General features: G+C 34.4%; 16 protein-coding genes, 1 tRNA gene and 2 pseudogenes. 10 read left to right on the top strand and 9 right to left on the bottom strand.

What is annotated here, in order from left to right:
- Positions 1 to 276 (bottom strand): hypothetical protein (locus tag ABD909_RS05505; RefSeq protein ID WP_345096967.1); only part of this gene is annotated, 276 nt, incomplete at its 3' end.
- Between the two features lie 25 nt (positions 277 to 301).
- On the opposite strand from ABD909_RS05505, the pseudogene ABD909_RS05500 reads away from it, so the two are divergent.
- Positions 302 to 415, top strand: a pseudogene (locus ABD909_RS05500) (tyrosine-type recombinase/integrase); the annotation flags it as partial.
- A 55-nt stretch (positions 416 to 470) separates the two neighbouring features.
- Here the strand turns inward: ABD909_RS05500 and ABD909_RS05495 are convergent.
- Both ABD909_RS05495 and ABD909_RS05490 read right to left on the bottom strand, forming a co-directional pair.
- On the bottom strand, positions 471 to 770 hold the full coding sequence (locus tag ABD909_RS05495; RefSeq protein WP_345096966.1) for a HigA family addiction module antitoxin: 300 nt from the start codon (positions 768 to 770) through the stop codon (positions 471 to 473).
- A 15-nt stretch (positions 771 to 785) separates the two neighbouring features.
- Positions 786 to 1,068, bottom strand: a pseudogene (locus tag ABD909_RS05490) (type II toxin-antitoxin system RelE/ParE family toxin).
- Positions 1,069 to 1,818: 750 nt separating this feature from the next.
- Here ABD909_RS05490 and ABD909_RS05485 point away from each other — a divergent pair.
- The 6 genes from ABD909_RS05485 (at position 1,819) to parE (ending at position 9,146) form a co-directional block, all read left to right on the top strand.
- Positions 1,819 to 2,361, top strand: a complete 543-nt coding sequence (locus tag ABD909_RS05485; protein WP_345096965.1) for a hypothetical protein — start codon at positions 1,819 to 1,821, stop codon at positions 2,359 to 2,361.
- 515 nt (positions 2,362 to 2,876) lie between these two features.
- Positions 2,877 to 3,485: a fumarylacetoacetate hydrolase family protein gene (locus ABD909_RS05475; protein WP_345096963.1), complete on the top strand. Its 609-nt coding sequence runs from the start codon at positions 2,877 to 2,879 to the stop codon at positions 3,483 to 3,485.
- Between the two features lie 1,129 nt (positions 3,486 to 4,614).
- Complete coding sequence (locus tag ABD909_RS05470; RefSeq protein WP_345096962.1) at positions 4,615 to 5,259, top strand: LemA family protein; 645 nt, start codon at positions 4,615 to 4,617, stop codon at positions 5,257 to 5,259.
- Positions 5,259 to 6,107 (top strand): TPM domain-containing protein, encoded by an 849-nt coding sequence (locus ABD909_RS05465; RefSeq protein WP_345096961.1) that lies wholly within the window; start codon positions 5,259 to 5,261, stop codon positions 6,105 to 6,107. Before ABD909_RS05470 ends, ABD909_RS05465 begins: the two co-directional genes overlap by 1 nt.
- A gap of 153 nt (positions 6,108 to 6,260) precedes the next feature.
- Entirely contained in the window at positions 6,261 to 6,998 is a 738-nt protein-coding gene (gene lipB / locus ABD909_RS05460) for a lipoyl(octanoyl) transferase LipB (protein WP_345096959.1), read from the top strand.
- 81 nt (positions 6,999 to 7,079) lie between these two features.
- Complete coding sequence (parE, locus tag ABD909_RS05455; protein ID WP_345096958.1) at positions 7,080 to 9,146, top strand: DNA topoisomerase IV subunit B; 2,067 nt, start codon at positions 7,080 to 7,082, stop codon at positions 9,144 to 9,146.
- Positions 9,147 to 9,164: 18 nt separating this feature from the next.
- On the opposite strand, the gene recJ is transcribed toward parE, so the two are convergent.
- The gene (gene recJ / locus ABD909_RS05450; RefSeq protein WP_345096957.1) at positions 9,165 to 10,949 is read right to left on the bottom strand and encodes a single-stranded-DNA-specific exonuclease RecJ; all 1,785 of its coding nucleotides are present in this window, start codon (positions 10,947 to 10,949) and stop codon (positions 9,165 to 9,167) included.
- A 297-nt stretch (positions 10,950 to 11,246) separates the two neighbouring features.
- Here recJ and rplM point away from each other — a divergent pair, with 297 nt between their 5' ends.
- Positions 11,247 to 11,711 (top strand): 50S ribosomal protein L13, encoded by a 465-nt coding sequence (gene rplM / locus ABD909_RS05445; protein WP_345096956.1) that lies wholly within the window; start codon positions 11,247 to 11,249, stop codon positions 11,709 to 11,711.
- A gap of 2 nt (positions 11,712 to 11,713) precedes the next feature.
- Entirely contained in the window at positions 11,714 to 12,199 is a 486-nt protein-coding gene (gene rpsI, locus ABD909_RS05440; RefSeq protein ID WP_345096955.1) for a 30S ribosomal protein S9, read from the top strand.
- 348 nt (positions 12,200 to 12,547) lie between these two features.
- On the opposite strand, the gene ABD909_RS05435 is transcribed toward rpsI, so the two are convergent.
- The 5 genes from ABD909_RS05435 to ABD909_RS05415 form a co-directional block, all read right to left on the bottom strand.
- Entirely contained in the window at positions 12,548 to 12,913 is a 366-nt protein-coding gene (locus tag ABD909_RS05435; protein ID WP_345096953.1) for a response regulator, read from the bottom strand.
- A gap of 2,576 nt (positions 12,914 to 15,489) precedes the next feature.
- A complete protein-coding gene (locus tag ABD909_RS05430; protein WP_345096952.1) occupies positions 15,490 to 16,878 on the bottom strand; it encodes an amino acid permease in 1,389 nt (462 codons plus the stop codon).
- 464 nt (positions 16,879 to 17,342) lie between these two features.
- Positions 17,343 to 17,594: a hypothetical protein gene (locus ABD909_RS05425; protein ID WP_345096951.1), complete on the bottom strand. Its 252-nt coding sequence runs from the start codon at positions 17,592 to 17,594 to the stop codon at positions 17,343 to 17,345.
- A 504-nt stretch (positions 17,595 to 18,098) separates the two neighbouring features.
- Entirely contained in the window at positions 18,099 to 19,634 is a 1,536-nt protein-coding gene (gene hutH / locus ABD909_RS05420; protein ID WP_345096950.1) for a histidine ammonia-lyase, read from the bottom strand.
- 606 nt (positions 19,635 to 20,240) lie between these two features.
- Positions 20,241 to 20,317, bottom strand: a tRNA-Arg gene (locus tag ABD909_RS05415).
- Between the two features lie 254 nt (positions 20,318 to 20,571).
- Between ABD909_RS05415 and ABD909_RS05410 the strand changes: the two genes are divergently transcribed.
- Positions 20,572 to 21,345 (top strand): NAD kinase, encoded by a 774-nt coding sequence (locus tag ABD909_RS05410; RefSeq protein WP_345096949.1) that lies wholly within the window; start codon positions 20,572 to 20,574, stop codon positions 21,343 to 21,345.
- Positions 21,346 to 21,448 lie beyond the last annotated feature (103 nt).

Genomic DNA, 21,448 nt, shown 5'->3' with positions numbered 1-21,448 from the left:
TTCTATTGTGGTTTTATTGGTGGTAACTTCGGTTGATTGTTGACGAAACTTATTCTTTTGTTTCGATTTATCGCCTTCTTTCCCCCTGAGATCTAAATCAAAACTGTTAAAGTCTTGTTCTGAAACCGCATTGAGAGCACCACCACTGGTGAAATCCCCATCTAAGGAGAGCGTTGCGGATTTCTTAGCATAAATCAGCCCGCTATTGTTCAGATCTCCACTCACATTGAGGGCAACTGCATCATCACCAGAACCAAGGATGCCAGCATTGTTCAACGCATCATAAACCAATGCGTTGCTACAAATGAAAGCAATGTTTGGCTGGACAGAAGATAAAATGGCATCCCTTTATACCAAAATAACCGATAGAAAACGTCTAGCAATAGAAGCAATTAAAAAACTTCAAAAAAGTTAGAGCAATGAGTAGCAACTAAAAACAAAGCAAAGCACCAGAAAAGTTATGAACAAAATCAAATGTGTGTTTGATTATCCTCAAAAACTAGAGGAGAAATAGTTGGTTGTGCCTGTTGCATTGTTTGCCATAAATTATAGTTTGTTTGCATATCTAACCAAAATTTTGCTTTACTAAAACCAGCCAATTCTAATTTAATCGCAAGCTCGGTACTCATAGAAGCGTGCCCGTTAATCACTCTTGAGAGAGAAGCTCTTGTCATATGGAGGTGATCAGCTAATTTTTGTATTGATATCCCCATTTCTTCCAAAAAAGCTACTTTTAGAACTTCACCCGGATGTGCAGGATTATGCATCATTTTTTATTCCTTTCATCAATGATAGTCTTGATAATCAACAAGCTCCACATCTGTTCTTATAAAGCGAAAAGTAACACGCCAATTTCCATTCACCCATATAAAATAATATTCTGTAAGTTCACCTTTAAGAGGATGCCATTTTAAAGGCAGGTGCTTTCAACATTTCGAGCGTAGTAGCACTTGTTAAAGCCGTTAAGATAACGCGTAATTTCTTTACGTGATCAGCTTGAATAGCTTTTGTAGACCCTGTTGTATAAAATAATTTTAAGCCCTTATGTTTGAAACTCACAATCGCCATTACCACCCCTTATCGTATACTGATGCTATACGATTAATAAAAATAAGAGTCAAGTTTTATACGACCAAATTTAGTTTCATATTTGGATAAAATGATTGAGAATAAGCTATTAAAAGGTTCGGGACAGACATAAAAATAAGCTAATAAAATCAATAACCATAAAATTCCCTTGCCTTTATATAACTTATTGATTTTATAGGAGTTTTTAAGGCGCGGGATAAATAAAGGTTTGGGAATAGGATTTTCGAGCAATCACTGTAGCTTCTCAGAAAATTTTTATATTTTGACACTTAGTTTTGTACCAATTTATTTTTTTAAAGTTTGTTAAGAAAAACTCGAAGGTTGTTTTAAGATTTGCAATTTTTTATAACAATCTGTTGAATTTTAGTCTTCTATCATTAGAAAATAATTTCTATCTCAGAAAGATATAGTAATCACTCATATAAAAATGATTTAAGCGTTTTTTTCTGGAAAGTTATCGTTATATGTTAGGTTGTTAAAGCGTGTAAAATTAAACTGAAAAGTGAGATGGGCTGTCCCTATTGGTTCATGACATTGTTTAGCTATAACAACTTCAACTGTGCCAAAAACATCTTTCATTGTCTCATACCATCCCGAGAATAATTTTTTTTTGATATTAACGGCAAGTTCTTTTCAGACTTGCAAGTTATAGAGACTTATTTAAAAGAATTTTGGATTATATTTGATCTGACGTTTTTTTACCGAAATTATGCCCTAAAATGAAGGTTGTTGATTCCAAATGGAGTATCTTCTGTTCATTCAATATTTGCTTCAGACACATTCAACATTGTCTCTGCTAAAAATTTACAAGAAACTATACCTGTAGATCAAGCAAAATCTATAATTGATTCTTTTAATGCACAAAAACTGCTTTTAGCTTGGTGGGTTGGACCGCATTCGTCTCATTATAAAGTTTATGAAGTTCTCTTATCTATGGGTTTAGAACATGTTGAAACAGAAGTAGAAATGGCAGCTTTAGCACAAAATATAGACTCACATGTTACTTCTATGCCGGATAACTACAAAATCAAGGAAGTTGAATCACTTCAAGATTTTAGAGATTACGGAAATGTTATGGCATCCGTCTTCGAGCCTTTTGATAAAGAGGCAGTCATATTTTATGAAACGATAGGAGGCTTTTATAAAAAAGATCCTAATGGAGATATGTTTGTTGGTTATATAAATAACTATCCTGTAGCCATATGTTTTTGTATGAAAGCGGATGAAATTGGTGAAGTTTATGATATTGTTACCTATCCAGATTTTCAGTAAAGAGGTGTTGGAACATTAATGACAAAAATTGCCATTAAGCATTTTAAAAAAAAGAATTGTCATGTTATTGGTATGCAAGCATCTAACGAGGGAACTGGCATTTATAAAAAATTAGGTTTTATAAACTTTGGTGAATTCAAAGTTTATTCCAATAAACATAAGATAATTTAGCTATGAACTCTTTTTTTGCTAATCTATTAGGAAAATTTATTGTTTAAAGTTATAATCAAAATTAATTAATAGAGCGAAGAGGAAGAGATGTTTGTAAACATAGACAAAATTATTGAAATAGTTAGCTCATATTGCCTCTGAGAAAATCAATATTCTGAGCAAATGAGATAAACAATCAGCATTATCTTCTCTAAACTTTATGAAGTGGCTATTATCAAGAGTAATTTAATCCACATATACATATATTTTTAGAAAACTTTTATATTGATATGAGAAGAGAGATTGTTTCAACAGTTATATCTTACCTATACAAAAAGAAAATGAAAAACTTGGTGGTTTCTCCTATGATTAATAATATTTACTGCGTTGGGTTTAATTATGTAGAACACGCATATGAACTTGGCAATGCTGTCGAAGATGAACCCGTTATATTTAGCAAGCCGAACAGTTCACTCGTGTTAGGAAATCAAATTGATCTCCCTAACTTTTCTAAAGAAATACATTTCGAAACTGAAATTGTGCTCAGAATCTCAAAAGACGCTTTTATGGTCAATGAGATAGAAGCTGAAAAATATTACGATGCAGTAGCTGTTGGACTTGATCTAACTGCTAGAGATTTACAAACAAAATTAAAAGAAAAAAAGCTTCCTTGGTTTTTGTCGAAAGGATTTAAAGGAGCCGCATACGTCTCTGATTTCATAAACAAAGAAAAAATAAACGATTCAATCACTTTTGAAATGAAGTTAAATGGTGAAACGAGGCAATTTGGCAATACGAAAGATATGATTTTTAGCTTTGGGAAAATAATCTCATTCTTAAGTCGCTACATTCAGTTACGACGTGATGATATAATATATACAGGTACGCCACAAGGAGTAGGTAAACTTTCCTCATTTGATGAAATAAAACTATATCTTGAAGATAAATTAATTTCAGAAATCAAAGTCAAATGAACCATCAAACAATCACCTTTTTCATAGTCTCATTTTTTTAGTTATATCTCCTGATCCAAACATGGCTCTTATCATTGAGAATGCTGCGAGACTGGGAAAAAAGAATGTGTTTGCTGATGTTGTTGGGTTGTGTACAACAACATATGCATAAGGAAAGTTTTTCATACTCCAGTGTATCAGCTATTACTCTCAACAATAAAACGCTCTTTTTTAGTAAAATTCATGGGTAGCTACTACTTATTCTATATAGGAGTTAAATCATTTAAATCTGGCATCAATAATCAATAACTTAAATTCAAAAGCCCCGTATCAAAGAATGAAAATAATGCTAAGGACAAAGTAAAGATTTTACCAGCTATATGGGTGGTTTTATTACATAAATACGAAACCCTAAAGTATCAACCTTCTATATCGCAGCCTTTCCAAAATTTTTGTCTTCTAGCCGTGGCTTTAAAAAGGATTTGAACTTGTAACCATACATTCCTTCTAACATATTTGCATGGTTTACTTTGATGACTATTTTGATAGCATTTACCAGTGCGACTTTAAAAAGATAAAAAATAAGAGGCTCTATTAATATAGCAACGGGAACGGTTTTATCTCTGTTTTGTTTTTTCATTGCTTTTGGATAACTTTATCAACAAGTTGCAGAAACGGTTTTTCTATAACAACTACAGAGTAAAATAAGTTCATTTTTTTCAGTTCAGTATGTATTGAAGTTTACAGTCTATAAAATAGGCACGAACATTTTTCTTCTTATTCCTCACACATAGCAGATTTTTCTTTATTTATAACATTAGGAATTTAATTTAATATATTGCTTTTTCAAGAAAAATACCTAATTTTAAATATTGCTCTTATTTGCATTTTTAAAATGTTCGCAAAAGTTTTGGCTTCTCATCCTCAATGCCCTTTAAGATCCTCCAAAACTATCTCTTTCATTGCTATCTTAAAAAAATAATTACTATTTTATTCTCAATTAATTTTATTCTCAATTAATCAGTTTTAACATGATAAAATCATAAAGGTATGAATTTCTTTATGAAATTCTTTTTTACCAAATTCAAAATACTTTTCATTGAAAACATATATCCTATATAATACATGAAATGTCCGCGGAGGTATCTTTATGTTAAATGTACAAACTGTTTCAATTATACTGACTTATCCTATAACTAAAATGTTAAAGCAATTTTCAGTCCCCATTTTCTTGGTACTTTTAATGCCATTTTTAAGTGGTTGTGGATTTAATGCGATACCAACAAATGAAGAAAAAGCACAAGCTGCTTGGAGTGAAGTGCTAAACCAATATCAACGCCGTGCAGATCTCATTCCTAATCTTGTGGAAACTGTCAAAGCTTATGCTGCCCATGAACAAGCTGTTTTTACAAATGTCATTGAAGCACGTGCCAAAGCAACACAAGTAAATATTAATGCCGATATGTTGAGTAATCCAGAAATAATGCAACAATATCTCAACAATCAAGCAAATTTATCAAGCGCACTTTCACGTCTTATGGCTGTGGTTGAGAACTATCCTGATCTTAAAGCAAATCAGAATTTTCTTGCTCTTCAATCACAATTAGAAGGAACTGAAAATCGAATTTCTGTTGCACGCCGTGATTATATTGAAACAGTACGGATTTACAATACAGCACTCAAAACAATGCCAACAATGATTTGGGCTAAATTATGGTTTCGTGATGCTAAACCTATGCCAACATTTACGATTGATACCAATAGCCAACAAACACCGAAGGTTAATTTTAATTAATGAAAGCGTTTAGACATTCTATACAACGCAATGTTTTTTTATATTTAAGGACTTATTTAAGCATTCTCTATCTGACAATTGCATTGGTGAATGTCGCCCACGCGCAGCTTCAGTTTCCTCCCTTAACTGGCTATGTTAACGATGTGGCTCATTTGCTTGATAATACAATAAAGCAAGATTTAACAAAAAAACTCGCTGAGCTCGAAGAGAAAACGGGAGACCAAATTGTTATTGTAACTCTCCCTACCCTCTCAGGAAGTGATATAGAAACATACAGTAATCTTCTTTTTCGCAGATGGAAATTAGGTCAAAAACAAATCAATAATGGTGTATTATTTGTTATTGCACCCAATGAACGTGAAATGCGTATTGAAGTGGGCTATGGTTTGGAAGGCGTGCTCACAGATGCTCTTTCTGCTGTTATCATTAATAGCTTCATTCTTCCTCATTTTCGTGAAGGCAATTATAAAAAAGGAATTGTTGAAGCGGTTCATGCAATTATCAAAGTCATTACAGAAAGTGATTCTGATTTTTCTGTGCGAATGAGAGAAAAGGCTAAAATTGTTGAAGCACAACGTAAACAAGCTGAAAAAGAAGAAATGATAACGAGTACAATCATCTTTTTAATATTTTTTATCATGTTTGTTCTGCCCGTTCTCGCAATGATTTTCGGAAAAAAAGTAGGGCCACAAAAATATCTTTGGATGGGTATAATTTTCACACCTTGGTTTTTAAATTTGAATGCTCGTGGTGGACGTTCTGGTGAAATTTTTGGCAATAATTCAGGAGGAGGATTTAGAGGTGGTGGTGGTTCGTCCGGTGGTGGTGGTGCAACAGGAAGATGGTAAAATGAATGTATATTTTTATACATAGCAAACTTTTTCTTAAGACAAAATTTATAAACTTATTCCCTTACTTTTAATAAACTATTTTATAGCTTAAGCTATAATTCCGCTACTTAAATTACATAACACATTCAAATACAAACATAAATATTGCTCATGACATTTGCATCAAAACATATTGATCGTGATCACTTATCACATCAGTTTAAAGCGATCTCTGGAAATTCACCCGTTGAATGGAAAATAAGTCATAACTTGATTGAATATCCTGAAGCACTGGGTTATATGCAAGAGCGTGTAGAAAATATTTTTGCAAAAGGTGCACCTGAACAAGTTTGGCTGCTTGAACATCCCCCCCTTTATACAGCTGGTACAAGTGCAAATAAAAAAGACCTTTTAGCACCTCATTTATTTCCTGTTTATGAGGCAAGTCGAGGTGGTGAATTTACATATCATGGTCCAGGACAGCGTATTGCTTATATTATGCTTGATCTGAAACGCCGAAAACAAGATATCCGTGCATTCATTAGCGCATTAGAAGAATGGATTATACAAATGCTTGCCAAATTTAACATTAAAGGGGAGCGCCGTGAAGATCGTGTTGGTGTTTGGGTTAAACGACATAATTTCACCTCAACACAAAATAGTATTTCTTCGGAAGATAAAATCGCCGCCATTGGCATTCGCGTGCGAAAATGGGTGAGCTTTCATGGAGTTTCCATTAATGTTAATCCTAATTTAGCGCATTATTCAGGAATTGTTCCCTGCGGAATCTCAAATTATGGTGTAACCAGTTTTTTTGACTTAAGTGTTCCTGTAACAATGTATAATATTGATATCGCTCTCAAACAAGCATTTGAACAAATTTTTGGTCCAACAATTGATGTTTCCTAACTGCATTGATTTTTAAATAAAAAACAGGCATAAACTTTATTTTCATGAAGATTATATTTATGAGGTGGATAATCAAACGCTATGAGCGATAACAGCAAAGATCTTTTTAGTATTTTTAATAATGTTCAGTCTCGGATAAATACAAAAGAAAAAAATCTGCAATCTTCAGTGAACATAAAAACTGTGGCTTCAAAAAAAAATACTAAAGATTCAACAGAAGATAGCTATACTGCTCTCTCTATTCGCGTACTTGAAGGTTTGGAGCCCGTGCGTTTACGCCCTGGCATGTATATTGGTGGCACAGATAGTAAAGCACTGCATCATTTGTTTGCTGAAATTATTGACAACGCCATGGATGAAGCTGTTGCTGGTTATGCAGACTTCATTGATGTATCATTAGAAAAAAACGGTTATGTGAGCGTTACAGACAATGGGCGCGGCATTCCTGTTGAAAATCATCCTCAAATGCCTGATAAATCTACTCTTGAAGTCATTATGACGCAACTCCATTCAGGTGGAAAATTTGATGGAAAAGCTTATCAAACTTCTGGTGGGCTTCATGGAGTAGGAATTTCTGTTGTTAATGCTCTTTCTGATGATATGGAAGTCGAAGTAGCGCGAGAACGAAAACTTTATCGACAACGCTTTTCACGCGGTATTCCTCAATCTGGATTAGAAGATTTGGGAGAGATTTATAATCGTCGTGGTACACGCGTTCGTTTTCATCCTGATAGTAAAATTTTTGGTGAAAAAGCAATTTTTGACCCAGAAAAAATTTATAAGATGGCGCGCTCTAAAGCTTATCTTTTTGGCGGTGTCAAAATTCGCTGGAATTGCGATCCTGTCATACTCGAAGGAACGAAAAATATTCCTGAAAAAGCTGTTTTTCATTTCCCTGATGGGCTTAAAGACTATTTACTCTCATCACTAAAAGATGAATATCGAGTAACATCAGAAATTTTTTCTGGCAAAACCAAACAAGATAATGGCCATGGCTGTGTTGAGTGGGCCATCGCTTGGCATGGCGGTGATGCTCATGTACAATCTTATTGCAATACTATTCCCACCGAAGAAGGGGGAACGCATGAAACAGGACTACGCCAAGTTCTTTTGCGTGGCTTAAAATCTTATGCTGAATTAATCGGAAACAAGCGCGCCTCCATCATTACATCAGACGATATTATGATTTCAACGGCTGCAATACTTTCCGTTTTCATCAAAAATCCTGAATTTGTTGGACAAACCAAAGACCGATTAGCAACAATCGAAGCGCAGCGTATCGTTGAGAATGCAATACGCGATCCTTTTGATCATTGGCTGACCAATTCTCCACAAGAATCAACAAAACTTCTTGATTGGGTTATTGAACGTGCTGAAGAACGTGTTAAACGGCGTCATGATAGAGAAATCAATCGAAAAACGGCTGTACGTAAATTACGTCTTCCTGGCAAACTCGCAGACTGTAGTCAAAACTATGCTGCTGGCGCTGAATTATTCATTGTTGAAGGTGATTCTGCCGGTGGTTCTGCTAAACAAGCACGAAACAGAGCAAATCAAGCGATTTTGCCTCTTCGTGGGAAAATCCTCAATGTAGCCAGTGCTGCACACGAAAAAATGCACTCAAGCCAAACAATTAGCGATCTGATCCTTGCACTTGGATGTGGAACCCGCTCTCAATATCGTGAAAAAGATCTCAGATATGAACGTATCATCATTATGACAGATGCAGATGTTGACGGTGCGCATATTGCCTCACTCCTAATTACCTTCTTCTTTCAAGAGATGCCTGAGCTTATTCGTCAGGGGCATTTATACCTTGCAGTCCCTCCCCTTTATAGAATATCGCAAGGAGGCAAAGTTGCTTATGCACGTGATGACACCCATAAGGATGAATTGCTAAAGACCGAATTCACCGGAAAAGTTAAAATTGAAATTGGGCGTTTTAAAGGGCTTGGTGAAATGCGTGCTGAACAGCTCAAAGAAACGACGATGCATCCTAAAAAACGCACATTGCTTCGCGTTTCTATTGATGCAATGAAAATGCAAGAAACAAAAAATACCGTAGAAAATCTTATGGGAACAAAACCGGAAGCGCGCTTCCATTTCATACAAGAAAACTCTACTTTTGCTTCCAATCTTGATATTTAGTTTTTTTAAAGAGTGCTCTTAAACCACTGTGGCAGCGTCAATTGTACGCAGTTGTGGAGTGATTGTTCCGTTCCAATAATTCAAACTAAGATTACCAGCCAAATGGATCATTTCACCAACATTTTTAGATAAAAAATCCCCAAGCGCTGTTCCCACAGCATGAAAAGCTATTCCTTGCAATCTTTGCCCTTCAATATTAGATATAACAAGGCGTAAATGCCCTTTACCAACCTCAGATAAATTTGTTAAGCGATGAGAAGGGAGAACAAAAACAGGTGTCGTATTTCCTGAACCAAAAGGGCCTGCCTTTTCAATCATATCAAAAAGTTCTTTATTCGCACCAGAGGCAGAAAGACAACCATCTATACGGAGTGACTTTTTAGCACGCAATTGTGAAACCATTAAAGAGACTTTTTCTTGCAGCCATTCTCGAAAACTTTCAATTTTTGTTGATTGGATTGTAATCCCCGCTGCCATACTATGCCCCCCTCCTTTTGCTAATAAATTGAGTGTCACAGCTTCACGAACAAGTGCTCCTAAATCTATGCCGCTAATTGAGCGGCCTGATCCCACCCCGCTTCCATCTTCTTTCAATGCAATAGCAAAAACAGGACAAAAAAAACGCTCTTTTAAACGAGATGCAAGAATACCAATAATCCCCGGATGCCATTCTTGATGAGAAATAACAAGCGACAAAGGTGTCTCTCGATCTTGATAAAGGGAATCAATATAGGATTCTGCCTGTGCTAATTGAATGTCCTCCATTTCTTGACGTTCTTTGTTAAGTTGATTTAATTGTTCTGCTAATCTGTTTGCTTCATCTTTATCCTCACAGCTGAGCAAACGTGCCCCCAAAGCCTGATCACCAATACGTCCTCCCGCATTAATTCTAGGACCTAATAAAAAACCTAAATGAAAGCTATTAAGTGGTTCACCTATACGTGCAACCTTTGTTAAAGCCGTTATCCCAGGATTATGCATACAACGCGCAACTTGAAGCCCTTTCGTCACAAAAGCACGATTAACACCTTGTAATGGAACGACATCACATATGGTTGCCAAAGCAACAAGATCAAGCATACTGAGAAGGTCAGGAAGTTTTCCTGCAAACTTTTTCTTTCTCAACAAATGATGAACCCATGCTAAGGTCACAAAGACAACACCAGCAGCACATAAATGCCCTTGTCCAGAAAAATCATCAGAACGATTAGGATTTACAAGCGCAACAGCTTCTTGATGAATTTCTGACATTTGATGATGGTCTAAAACGACAACATCAGCACCTGCTAGCCTTGCTGCTTTGACTGCATCTGGGCTGTTTGCACCACAATCCACTGTAATAATCAAATCAGCGCCTTGTTGTACTAACATCCTCATTGCTTGTTCATTGGGGCCATATCCTTCAACAATACGATCAGGAATATAAATTTTGACTTCGATAGCCAAAGCACGAAGAAAACGTGCAATGAGTGCCGATGAACAAGCACCATCCACATCATAATCACCAAAAACTGCAATCCTTTCTTTATTGAGAATAGCTTTTACGATGCGCTCTGTTGCGCATTGCATATCAACAAAACTTTCTGGAGAAGGCATGAGTGTACGCAATGTTGGATTGATAAAAGCAACAGCTTCAGATTCATCAACATCTCTCGCCGAGAGAACACGGGCTAATTGATCTGGAAAACCAAATTTTTGAGAAATAGCGCGCGCATTGTTTAGCCCCTGAACATCAAGGGCATCTAACCAAGCCTGACCACAAGCAGAAGATTCAACATCAAGAAAATAACGGGACTGCTGCATTGTTGTTTATTTTATAATGAAGGTGCATAAAATACAATCAGGCTTTAAAGATAAAATAGTCTTTTGCCCCATTCATTCTCAATGAAATGTACATAAGTACTTTATCTATATACGGTATCATAATACCTCAATGATAACGCGCTGTTTTATAAAGCTTTTATTTTCTCTTGACGTAAATCAAAAGACATTATATCAGAGCAAAGAATAAGCGTTAAATATTTTGCTGTGCTAACAATTTTCAACGCAAACAATGAGTATTGCCCTCGTATTACAAGGGCTTTAATAAAGGATACTTCTATGGCAACTTTTTCACAAAAGCCAACTGAAGTGGTGAAAAAATGGGTTATTATTGACGCAGAAAACCTTGTTTTAGGTCGTCTTGCCACATTTGTTGCTAACCGCTTACGTGGTAAACATAAAGCTACATTTACGCCACATGTTGATGATGGTGACAATGTTATTGTAATCAATGCAGACAAGATATCTCTCACCGGTAAAAAATATACAGATAAAAAATATTATTGGCATACCGGCTATATTGGTGGAATTAAGGAACGTACAGCGCGTCAAATTCTTGAAGGGCGTTTTCCTGAACGCGTTGTTGAAAAAGCTGTGGAGCGCATGATTCCTCGTGGGCCTCTTGGTCGTCGTCAATTGAAGAATCTTCGTGTTTATGCTGGGAGCCAACACCCGCATGCAGCACAGCAGCCCGAAGCTCTTGACATTGGTGCTTTAAATCGCAAAAATAAAAGGATTGCTTGATTATGGCTGAAATTAATTCTCTTGCCGAGCTTGGAACTATAACAAATAGTACGCAAGCTCATGAAAATGTCGCTCCTATTTATGTGCGAAAGCTTGATTCACAAGGACGTGCCTATGCAACAGGAAAACGTAAAGATGCTGTTGCTCGCGTATGGATTAAACCTGGCTCTGGAAAAATTACTATTAACAATAAGGAATTTGAACAATATTTTGCACGTCCTGTTTTGAGAATGATCCTTCGTCAGCCAATTGTTGCAACAAATAGGGATAGTCAATTTGATATTGTTGCAACCGTTGCTGGAGGCGGTCTTTCTGGACAAGCTGGTGCAGTACGCCATGGTATTTCCAAAGCTTTAACCTATTACGAACCAGAGCTTCGTACAATTTTGAAAAAAGGTGGCTTTCTTACCCGTGATAGCCGTGTTGTTGAACGTAAAAAGTACGGTAAAGCGAAAGCGCGTCGTTCTTTCCAGTTTTCAAAGCGTTAATTTTAATTTTTGTACACCGCATAGAGCCCCGTTTCCAGCGGGGCTTTTTTGTTTTCTAAAAGAATGATCCTATAGCATGAGATTTCACTCACTTATCGATACCACTTTTGAGTAAAGTGTGTGATAAATTTATATCTGTCAGAAGAAAACAGAGATGCCCACATTTTTCGTGAGATGAATGTTAAAGAATCGATCACAAAAGCTTCAAAACTTTGATTTTCATTTTTAGAATCTGTCTTTTAGCCTTTCAGATATGGCTAGACGCACGTTCATAAAAACATTAGCAGTATATCTTTAATAATCTCACAAACTTTTCGGTATTTGTTCCATCATCATTGAACAAATGATTCAGTCTAAAAAATGCTTTACCATGGTGATAAAATGAGGAACGGAAATGGGCTTTGACATATATTCCTCACATCCACTGGCACGAATTCGCTCTTCATCCCCTTTCATCGCAAAGGCTGTTACAGCGACAACGGGAATAGATCGAAGCTTCTCATCCTCTTTTAATTGCTTAATAACGTCTATCCCTGACACTTCAGGCAACTGAATATCGACAAGAATAAGAGAAGGCATTGATGAACGCGCCAAATCTAATGCCATAAGACCATTACGCGTCTCAACAGTTTCGTAGCCACTCGCTTCTACAAGATCACGGAATAACTTCATATTCAATTCGTTATCTTCCACGATCATGACTTTTTTTGACATTCCTATAACTCCGCCCTTTTGAAATAAAATAGATAAAGAGAAATGAATACATACTCCCTCTAGTTTAAGATAAAATGATCAAAAAAATTGTAAACCACAAAGAAACAAAATAATGCCCGATAAAAGCATTTTTTGCAAATATGTGTAATATTCATCACTATGCAGTTCATAAGAATGAAATCCGCAATAGGCGCAAGATTATGTTATCGTATAGCTTTAAATGTTGTGCACAAAATTTATGAATAACTCGATTAATGCATATGTCTTTTCATCGTAAGAGATATCAATCACGAAAGTGAACTCAAACGTATATTTTAAAGAGAAAAAATTTAAGTAACATGATATGGATAAATTGCGTGTTCAATAAGCAGTTATATTTTTTCTCTATTAAACAAAAGTACTCACTCTTGTGATATTTTATTATCTTAGGTATTCTTATAATCCATTCAATAGAATGCTTTAAAGAACAGATTCAAATAGCGCTTCACTATAAGCTTAAAATGGAAATTTTAGGATTGATCATATGTGCAATGAATGAACTGTGAAAGATAAAAGTAGTCATAACGCTAGAAAATGAAAAAGCTTATCATAAATTTCACTATCTCTTCTTTACTCATTTTTCTCTGCGTTATTTCAAATAAGCTCGTAAAAAGATATGAATTACATGCAAAAAAAATCAGTCTTTTGTAATCTCTATAGCATCGATCGTATTTTTTTATCACCGATAAGCAATAAAATATCTATATAGCTCTAGGTTTATTGTACAACGCCAGATTAAAATATGATTTTTGTTTATTGAAAGAGAAGATATGAAGCTTTACTTTGCCCTTTGTTCCGTTAGCCAAAATTGAAACATAAGCTTAATTAATATTTTAAATAATAAAATAAATTTTAATGATAAACTTATAACTAAGTTAAATTAAATTATAAAAATCAAAAATACTATAAAAAATGATATGAACAAAAATATAGCAATAAAAGATAATTTGTTAATAACTGTAGATATATTTATAAAAATATGTCTACAAAATTATCATTATTTCAAAGATATACTGTCTTTACAAAAATACTCACACATAACTTGGGATTATGCCTATTGTGCCAACTGCCCTAAGGCAAACCAGTACATTTCTGCACTATCTGTTTTAAACAGCCAGATTTTTAATGTTCTATCGGGCATTTGAGTAGCTTATTTAGCCAATCGGTTTACATTAAAATTTGGGCGATGCATTTGCACCATACAATACATTGATTTATAATGATAATTTGCTATTTGCATATTGAATTAAAGACTCGAATATCGTAGGCTTCTCTCATTTCAAACCTGTTTATCTTGAAGCAATCAAAACCATTCCCTTGCACATCAAAAGCGAGGCTGGCGTGAGGGTAAAATGAGGAAACAAAAGGACTAAAATGCCTCTTATGAATCGTCTCAATGCAAAAACTGTCGCAATATTGAGGACTATATTGAAACTGCTGCATTGGTGATAAAGCCGCGGTTCTTTAAATGCAAACTGTTTATGAAAATGACAAAATCTATAATGAAACTAAAATTTTTAGAGGTACCAAAATTTATAGCAAGCTCTATGGGAATGCAAGATTTAACAAACAAATCAAAGTAAGATTGCTTCATAAAAATTGTGAAGTTTATGAAAGTAACAATGTTGTAAAAATTGTTGATACAACAGAATAAAAAAAGCGTGGGAGGTGCTTTTTTACGGCTATAAACGTATCAAAAATAACGTCTCTTATCTTTGAATAAGCTTATTTAAAGTAATGCCTTTTTAAAATGTTTCAATGTACTGATCTCGAAAAATTGAGTTGTGTGAATTGAAAAAACTTACATTCTAAAATCAAAACGTTTGGTAGGTTTATCAATATAATCAAAAGCAAATGCATATTAAGTGAATATCTGTAAAAAACCGGTTTTTACATTTACAAGCGTTGGTTTTTAAAAGCAGTTTTTCATAAAACAATAAACAAACGCTTTCATAAAAAGTACGATCTTAAGATTTGCTCTGCTGTTAAATCTAGATCTTTGTTGTTTCATAAGTGAAATGTTCTTAAGAGCAAATAGTAACTGTTATAAAACATAAGTTTCAAACGCTTAAACATTCATTTAGAAATGCTATGCGTATTTTCATTTTGCACTAAATGTAACTTCTTTGAAAATTAACCAACCCAATTTTGGAAGCATTATCATTTAAGCATAGAGCTATCTTTAAACAGTCTCGTTTTTTCTAAAATTGAGTAAAATTCCATACCTTTATAATCTTATAATGATTTTGAATTTTGTTTGCTTATCATTGTCTCAATAGCTGTCCCTAATTTTTGGGGGACTGAAATCACTCAATCCAAATTTGGATTGACTTATTTTGCTTTTATATTTTTAAACTGTAAGTTTTAAAACGTTTTCTACTAGCTAGCTTGCATATATTATAAAAAGACTTTTTATTTCATAAAACAAGGCTTTCTTCTTTTATGGATTGTTACCCGCGCCAATACTATAAATTGTATAAAGCAATTACAAGACGTATTTCTCTCTTGCAATCACAGCTATTTTCTCAAGTTAAGCCTTACTTAAATTCTAGTGTATCTTGATTTCTCTTTAAATTATAAAATTTAAGTGCATAGAAACAAATAACAAGCCCAATAAGCCAAATAATACCCACGATTAGAATTGGCCGTGTATCATCGAAAAACCATAATAGAATAAAGATAAAAACCATAAATAAAACAGATAAAATCGGTCCAATGGGCCAAAATGGAATTGGAAATTTTAAACCATCCTGTACTTCTTTAAGCATTTTAAGCCGCATAAAAATTTGCGAAAGTAAAATCATCATCCACACAAAAACTGTTGCAAATGTTGCCATCGCTGCAATAAGAAAAAAAAGCCCTTCATGATAAAAATAATTAAGAACTACACCAAGAAGGAAAATGATAAAGATTAATAAAATAACCAAAATAGGTATACCATTTTTCGATAAATACTGAAAGTTCTTTAAAGCATAACCTTCCTGCGATAATCCATGTATCATACGACAAGCACCATACATTCCGCTATTCATCGCCGAAATAGCTGCAGTAACAACAACAATGTTCAAAACATTCGCTGCATATGAAATCCCAAGGTTTTCAAAAATTGAAACAAAAGGACTGTCCATAAGACCAATTTTATTCCAAGGATAAAGGGACATTAAAATAGCTAAGGTCATGATATAAAACAGCAAAATACGAACTGGAGTAGAATTAATTGCCTTTGAGATCGTTTGATAAGGATTTTGTACTTCCATTACTGCCATTCCTATGATTTCTATGCCACCAAAAGCAAAGACAACAACACTAAAACAAGCCAAAAAACCAAACCAACCATTGGGGAAAATACCACCATTTTTCCATAAATTTTGAATAGTAACAGCAGAGGAATTTATATTTGTATTCCAACCAAACAAAATAATTGCTATCCCTAAAATAATCATTGCAATGATAGCAATAATTTTAATGGAAGATAACCAAAACTCTAATTCACCATATACTTCTACTGCTGCTAGATTAATCCCTGTAATGATCAATGTAATGCTAAGAGCCCATATCCAAGGCGCAACATGAGGATACCAAAAACCCATATAGGTTGCAAAAGCTGTAATATCAGCTAAACCAACAAGAATCATCTCAAATACATATGTCCATCCCGTTAAAAAACCAGCTAACGGTGATATATAATTGGCAGCATAACGTGCAAAAGAACCAGGCAACGGATTATGTATAATCATCTCGCCCAAAGCGCGCATAACCATAAAAATAGCTAAACCAGCAATACAATAGGCAATCAAAACACTGGGACCCGCAAGCTTAATCGCTTGGGCAGATCCGTAAAAAAGACCTGTACCAATAGCAGAGCCAAGAGCTAAAAAAATAACTTGGCGTTTGTTCATACCCCGTTTCAGTTCACTTGTTACCATTTTTTCCTTCTTCATTGAAATATTGAAAAAACCAGTATGACAACTAAGCTCTACGACAAATAAAGCCCCATATTTTTTTCACAAATATATTTCAAAAAGCATTGAAGACCAGCCAGTCAAATACTTTGCTCTAAACAATGAAAAACACTCTTATTACAAATTACTCTGCAATTTCGTATCATTTTATTGAAATAAGATGATAATGAATTTTTTTATAATTGTCATTTAATTCATTTCGTATTATTTAATTTTTTACAGAAAAATGAGCTTTAATGTAACATAAACTCTTAGGCTTCTATTCTAAGTGCACCGAAATAGAAGCCTAAAAATTCATAATAGGGGCATTAAACATGTGTATATTAAACTTTTTTATTACTTTAAAAAAAGCTCTCTTTGTGCCTATAATAATTACAAATTATAATAGCTTATAAAACAAACTTTTAATGCTAATTGAATAGCTCAATTCAGTGATAAAGCGAATCTCGCCAGTTCTCAAAAGCATGAGAAAGTGCATCTACAGCTCGTCTTTTAAGAACTCCAACTGCCTTAACTGCAAGCTTTCCAATGAAAAAAAATATTACGGTAAAAATAGCATCTTTGACTGACGGCCCGATAATAACTCCTTCCTTTCCTCTGGGCGTTTGTCCTGAAATAACAATAAGACCTTTATTTGTCACCGAAACAAGAAGATCTTTCTCTTGAGTCACTATGGTCATGAAACTCTCCTCTGGAAAGTTACTTCTCTTAAAATTTGCATGAACCTCAACAATTTGTGAAAAACAAAAAAGGACAGCTATTAAAACACATAATCTAGCACTTTTAAACATTTCTTGCTCCCTTTTTACTTAAAATACCAAAAATGAACTATAAAACTCATAAAATATTAATAAATAAGAAGAGTAGAAAATAAAAAATTATTTAATAATATTCTTATATATAATTTTTGTGCATTATATAACTTAGAATAAAAATTATACTATAAACTAGAAAGAATAGAGATTTCAATCTTATAGTTTTTGTAAGTTGATGAAGATAAATTAAATCATGGTAAAATATAATAAAAAAGATCATCAGCTACAAATAGAAAATATATTATCATTAAATAAATGAAGACATCATTTATTTAATGATTCAATATAGTATTGATTTTCTAGATTTTATAAGAGGAAGCTCCATAATTAAACATCTTCCCTTCATCATTAGCCTCAAAATAAATATTATTAAAAACCTAAGGAAGGAAAGATTTTTTCTGGTAAAATAGATAATAATTGGCCTTCACACACAAGGGTATATCCTCTATGAAGATCTGGAGCTATGTAACGATCTTCTTTAAGAGTATCAATATTTTTGCGTAAATGTTTCATAACAGACTGCAAAAAAGTGCTTGTTTTTAAAGGAGCACGATATTCAATTCCTTGTGCAGCAATAAGCGTTTCAATAGCGATAATAGTAAAAAGATTTTCGCTCATTGGCAAGAGCCGACGAGCACCATGGCACGCCATTGACACATGATCTTCCTGATTTGCTGAAGTTGGTGTTGAATCAACAGAAGCAGGATATGCCATTTGTTTATTTTCCGACATTAAAGCAGCTGCTGTTACTTCGGCAATCATAAAACCTGAATTAAGACCAGCATTTTTTGCTAAAAAAGCTGGTAACCCATAAGAAACTGCTGGATCAACCATAAGAGCAATCCGCCTTTGAGAAATAGAGCCTATTTCACATAAAGCAAGAGCAATTTGATCAGCAGCAAATGCGACAGGTTCAGCATGAAAATTTCCACCTGACACAACCTCTCCATTATTCAAAATCAATGGATTATCTGTGACTGCATTCGCTTCAATAATGAGTGTTTTCGCTGCTGCGATAAGAATATCAAAACATGCACCCATAACTTGGGGTTGACAACGTATACAGTAAGGATCTTGTACACGATCATCACCACGCAAATGTGCAGTTCGAATTCCTGAATCTTTTAAAAGCTTTTCTAATGTTTGCGATACAGCAATTTGTCCATAATGACCTCGTAAAAGATGAATATCGGGATGAAAGGGGACTGTTGATCCCATAATCGCATCTGTTGTCAATGCTCCTGCAAGAAGCCCACCACACAATGCTCGTTGACTACGAAAAAGGCCAGCAAGAGCAAGCGCTGTCGATGTTTGAGTGCCATTGATAAGAGCAAGACCTTCTTTTGCTTGCAAAACAATAGGAGATAATTCAGCCTTCTCTAGAGCATCTGCCCCACTCATACGAATGTTTTGAAAAAACGCTTCTCCTTTTCCCATCATAACAGCAGCCATATGAGCAAGTGGAGCAAGATCACCTGATGCACCAACAGATCCCTTTTCAGGAATAACAGGAATAACTCCTCTTAAAAGCATATCTTCTAGCAAATGTACTAATTCTAAACGAACACCAGAAGCCCCTCGCCCCAAAGAAAGAAGCTTTAAAGTCATTATCAAACGCACAATATTTTCAGATAAAGGTTCTCCCACACCACAACAATGTGACAAAATAAGATTTCTCTGTAAAATAGTTACATCGCTTGCATCAATTTTAATTGAAGCCAATTTACCAAAACCAGTATTGATGCCATAAACTGGCTCACTTCCAGCAGAAATTTCAGCAATGCGTTCTGCTCCATTTCTGATAGCAAAATGCGTATCACTGTGAAGTTTGCTCACCTCACCTTTGAAATAAACAGACTCAAGTTCGCTAAGTGTTACCTCACCTGGTTTTAGTAGAATAGTCATAATTTTCTTTCATTTAATTAAAATATAACATTTAGCATTATTGACCTTAATCTATAAAATAAAAAAGTTATAGCAACTCTTTGAGAAAATTTAAAACCAATCAGGGAAATGAACCCTGTTCATTCTTTCTTTAATTTATAAATAACAAAATCAATCATTTGCTTTTTTAATAGATCAGTTTATGAGAAAAGTCTTTTCCCCATACTTTCTTAACATGAGACAATATTCGGTTTTTTATTATTTGCAGAATTCGTTTGTATTTTTTGCATCATAAATTCCCCCTCCAGATAGTAAAAAACTACTCTCTTTAAACATAATACAAATAGTATCTTAATTATAATTTAATTATGTTTAAACATAAATTTTAATAATAAAATTTATAATTAATACAATACATGTAAACAATTAAGAAACTATAGCTTAAAAATCACACTACTTTGAATATAAGAACATATCACCAACCATATGTATCAGAACATTTATAGCGTTTTGTGTATCAATACTATTGTAATATAAGAGAGCAGATAAAATCAATTTTAATAAAATGGCTTCTTTAATACAGATAATATTGACTATCAAAATGGTATGAAGTGGAACTGGAAAGTTTGGTGCACCCGACAGAATTCGAATCTGTGACCTCTGCCTTCGGAGGGCAGCGCTCTATCCAGCTGAGCTACGGGTGCTTACAATTTAAACAGTTGCCTTTTAACTGATCATACTCTAAGCATCAATGATGAATTATAATTCTTTTTAAAAATACGCTTTCATAGCTTATATTACTGTATAATCTTTTATCCTATCATTCTATGATACATTGCTCTAAACAGATTAGTTTCCGTATATAATGCTTTTTCTTATAAAAACGTTTTTATATATAGCTTCAAAATTTTCTCTAAATAAGCTAAAAAATAAGTTGTGAATATCAGGATAATTTTTAATGATGACATTACCAAATCGCTTTCATTTTATTTCCGCAGAGACTGAGGAAGCTCTTAAAGCGACTCGTAAATTAATTTCTGTTTATGGTCATTCTTCCCTAGAAGAGGCAGACGTTGTTATTGCAATCGGTGGCGATGGAACAATGTTACAAACAGTGCGAGATGTTATGAACACTGGGAAACCTATTTATGGCATGAATCAAGGCTCTGTGGGATTTCTTATGAATGAATTTCATGAAAAAAAATTGCCAAATCGTATTGCTGCCGCACATAAAAAAGAAATTCATCCCTTACGCATGATCGCGGAAGCTGCGTATCAAGAGACGATTGAAGCACTCGCAATCAATGAAGTTTCTCTTTTTCGTCAATCTTATCAAGCAGCAAAAATTCGAATTAGCATTGATAGCAATGTACGTATGGAACAATTAAGTTGCGATGGAATCCTTGTTGCCACACCAGCAGGATCAACCGCCTATAATTTATCAGCACAAGGGCCTATTCTCCCCCTTATAGCTCCACTTATGGCTCTTACTCCTGTTAGTCCCTTTCGCCCAAGGCGTTGGCATGGAGCATTGCTTGCCAATACAGCAACAGTACGCTTTGATATGCTCGAATCTGACAAACGCCCTGTAAATGCTGCAGCGGATAATGTTGAAGTTAAATCTGTCCATTCAGTGACTATTTCAACAGCAACAGAATTAACAGCCTCAATCCTTTTTGACTCTAATCACTCATGGGATGAACGCATTTTATCAGAACAATTTCGCTATTAATTATTGTATTATGCTTTCTATGCGTATATGGCTGTTATAAATGACTTTTTTATGAGGTCTCCTTACCCCTCTAAAATGGTTTAAAAAGCGAAATTAAAATCGC

This window comes from Bartonella acomydis (assembly GCF_039543025.1).
In the GTDB taxonomy this organism is placed as follows: domain Bacteria; phylum Pseudomonadota; class Alphaproteobacteria; order Rhizobiales; family Rhizobiaceae; genus Bartonella; species Bartonella acomydis.
Note: the sequence above shows the minus strand (reverse complement) of the source record. Positions and strands in the feature narration are given on the sequence as shown.

What these genes read in the sequence shown, in the direction of transcription:
- ABD909_RS05495 (WP_345096966.1), bottom strand. Translation starts at nt 770, where the DNA reads ATGATGCATAATCCTGCACATCCGGGTGAAGTTCTAAAAGTAGCTTTT.
- ABD909_RS05475 (WP_345096963.1), top strand. Translation starts at nt 2,877, where the DNA reads ATGATTAATAATATTTACTGCGTTGGGTTTAATTATGTAGAACACGCA.
- ABD909_RS05470 (WP_345096962.1), top strand. Translation starts at nt 4,615, where the DNA reads ATGTTAAATGTACAAACTGTTTCAATTATACTGACTTATCCTATAACT.
- ABD909_RS05465 (WP_345096961.1), top strand. Translation starts at nt 5,259, where the DNA reads ATGAAAGCGTTTAGACATTCTATACAACGCAATGTTTTTTTATATTTA.
- lipB (WP_345096959.1), top strand. Translation starts at nt 6,261, where the DNA reads ATGACATTTGCATCAAAACATATTGATCGTGATCACTTATCACATCAG.
- parE (WP_345096958.1), top strand. Translation starts at nt 7,080, where the DNA reads ATGAGCGATAACAGCAAAGATCTTTTTAGTATTTTTAATAATGTTCAG.
- recJ (WP_345096957.1), bottom strand. Translation starts at nt 10,949, where the DNA reads ATGCAGCAGTCCCGTTATTTTCTTGATGTTGAATCTTCTGCTTGTGGT.
- rplM (WP_345096956.1), top strand. Translation starts at nt 11,247, where the DNA reads ATGGCAACTTTTTCACAAAAGCCAACTGAAGTGGTGAAAAAATGGGTT.
- rpsI (WP_345096955.1), top strand. Translation starts at nt 11,714, where the DNA reads ATGGCTGAAATTAATTCTCTTGCCGAGCTTGGAACTATAACAAATAGT.
- ABD909_RS05435 (WP_345096953.1), bottom strand. Translation starts at nt 12,913, where the DNA reads ATGTCAAAAAAAGTCATGATCGTGGAAGATAACGAATTGAATATGAAG.
- ABD909_RS05430 (WP_345096952.1), bottom strand. Translation starts at nt 16,878, where the DNA reads ATGGTAACAAGTGAACTGAAACGGGGTATGAACAAACGCCAAGTTATT.
- ABD909_RS05425 (WP_345096951.1), bottom strand. Translation starts at nt 17,594, where the DNA reads ATGACCATAGTGACTCAAGAGAAAGATCTTCTTGTTTCGGTGACAAAT.
- hutH (WP_345096950.1), bottom strand. Translation starts at nt 19,634, where the DNA reads ATGACTATTCTACTAAAACCAGGTGAGGTAACACTTAGCGAACTTGAG.
- ABD909_RS05410 (WP_345096949.1), top strand. Translation starts at nt 20,572, where the DNA reads ATGATGACATTACCAAATCGCTTTCATTTTATTTCCGCAGAGACTGAG.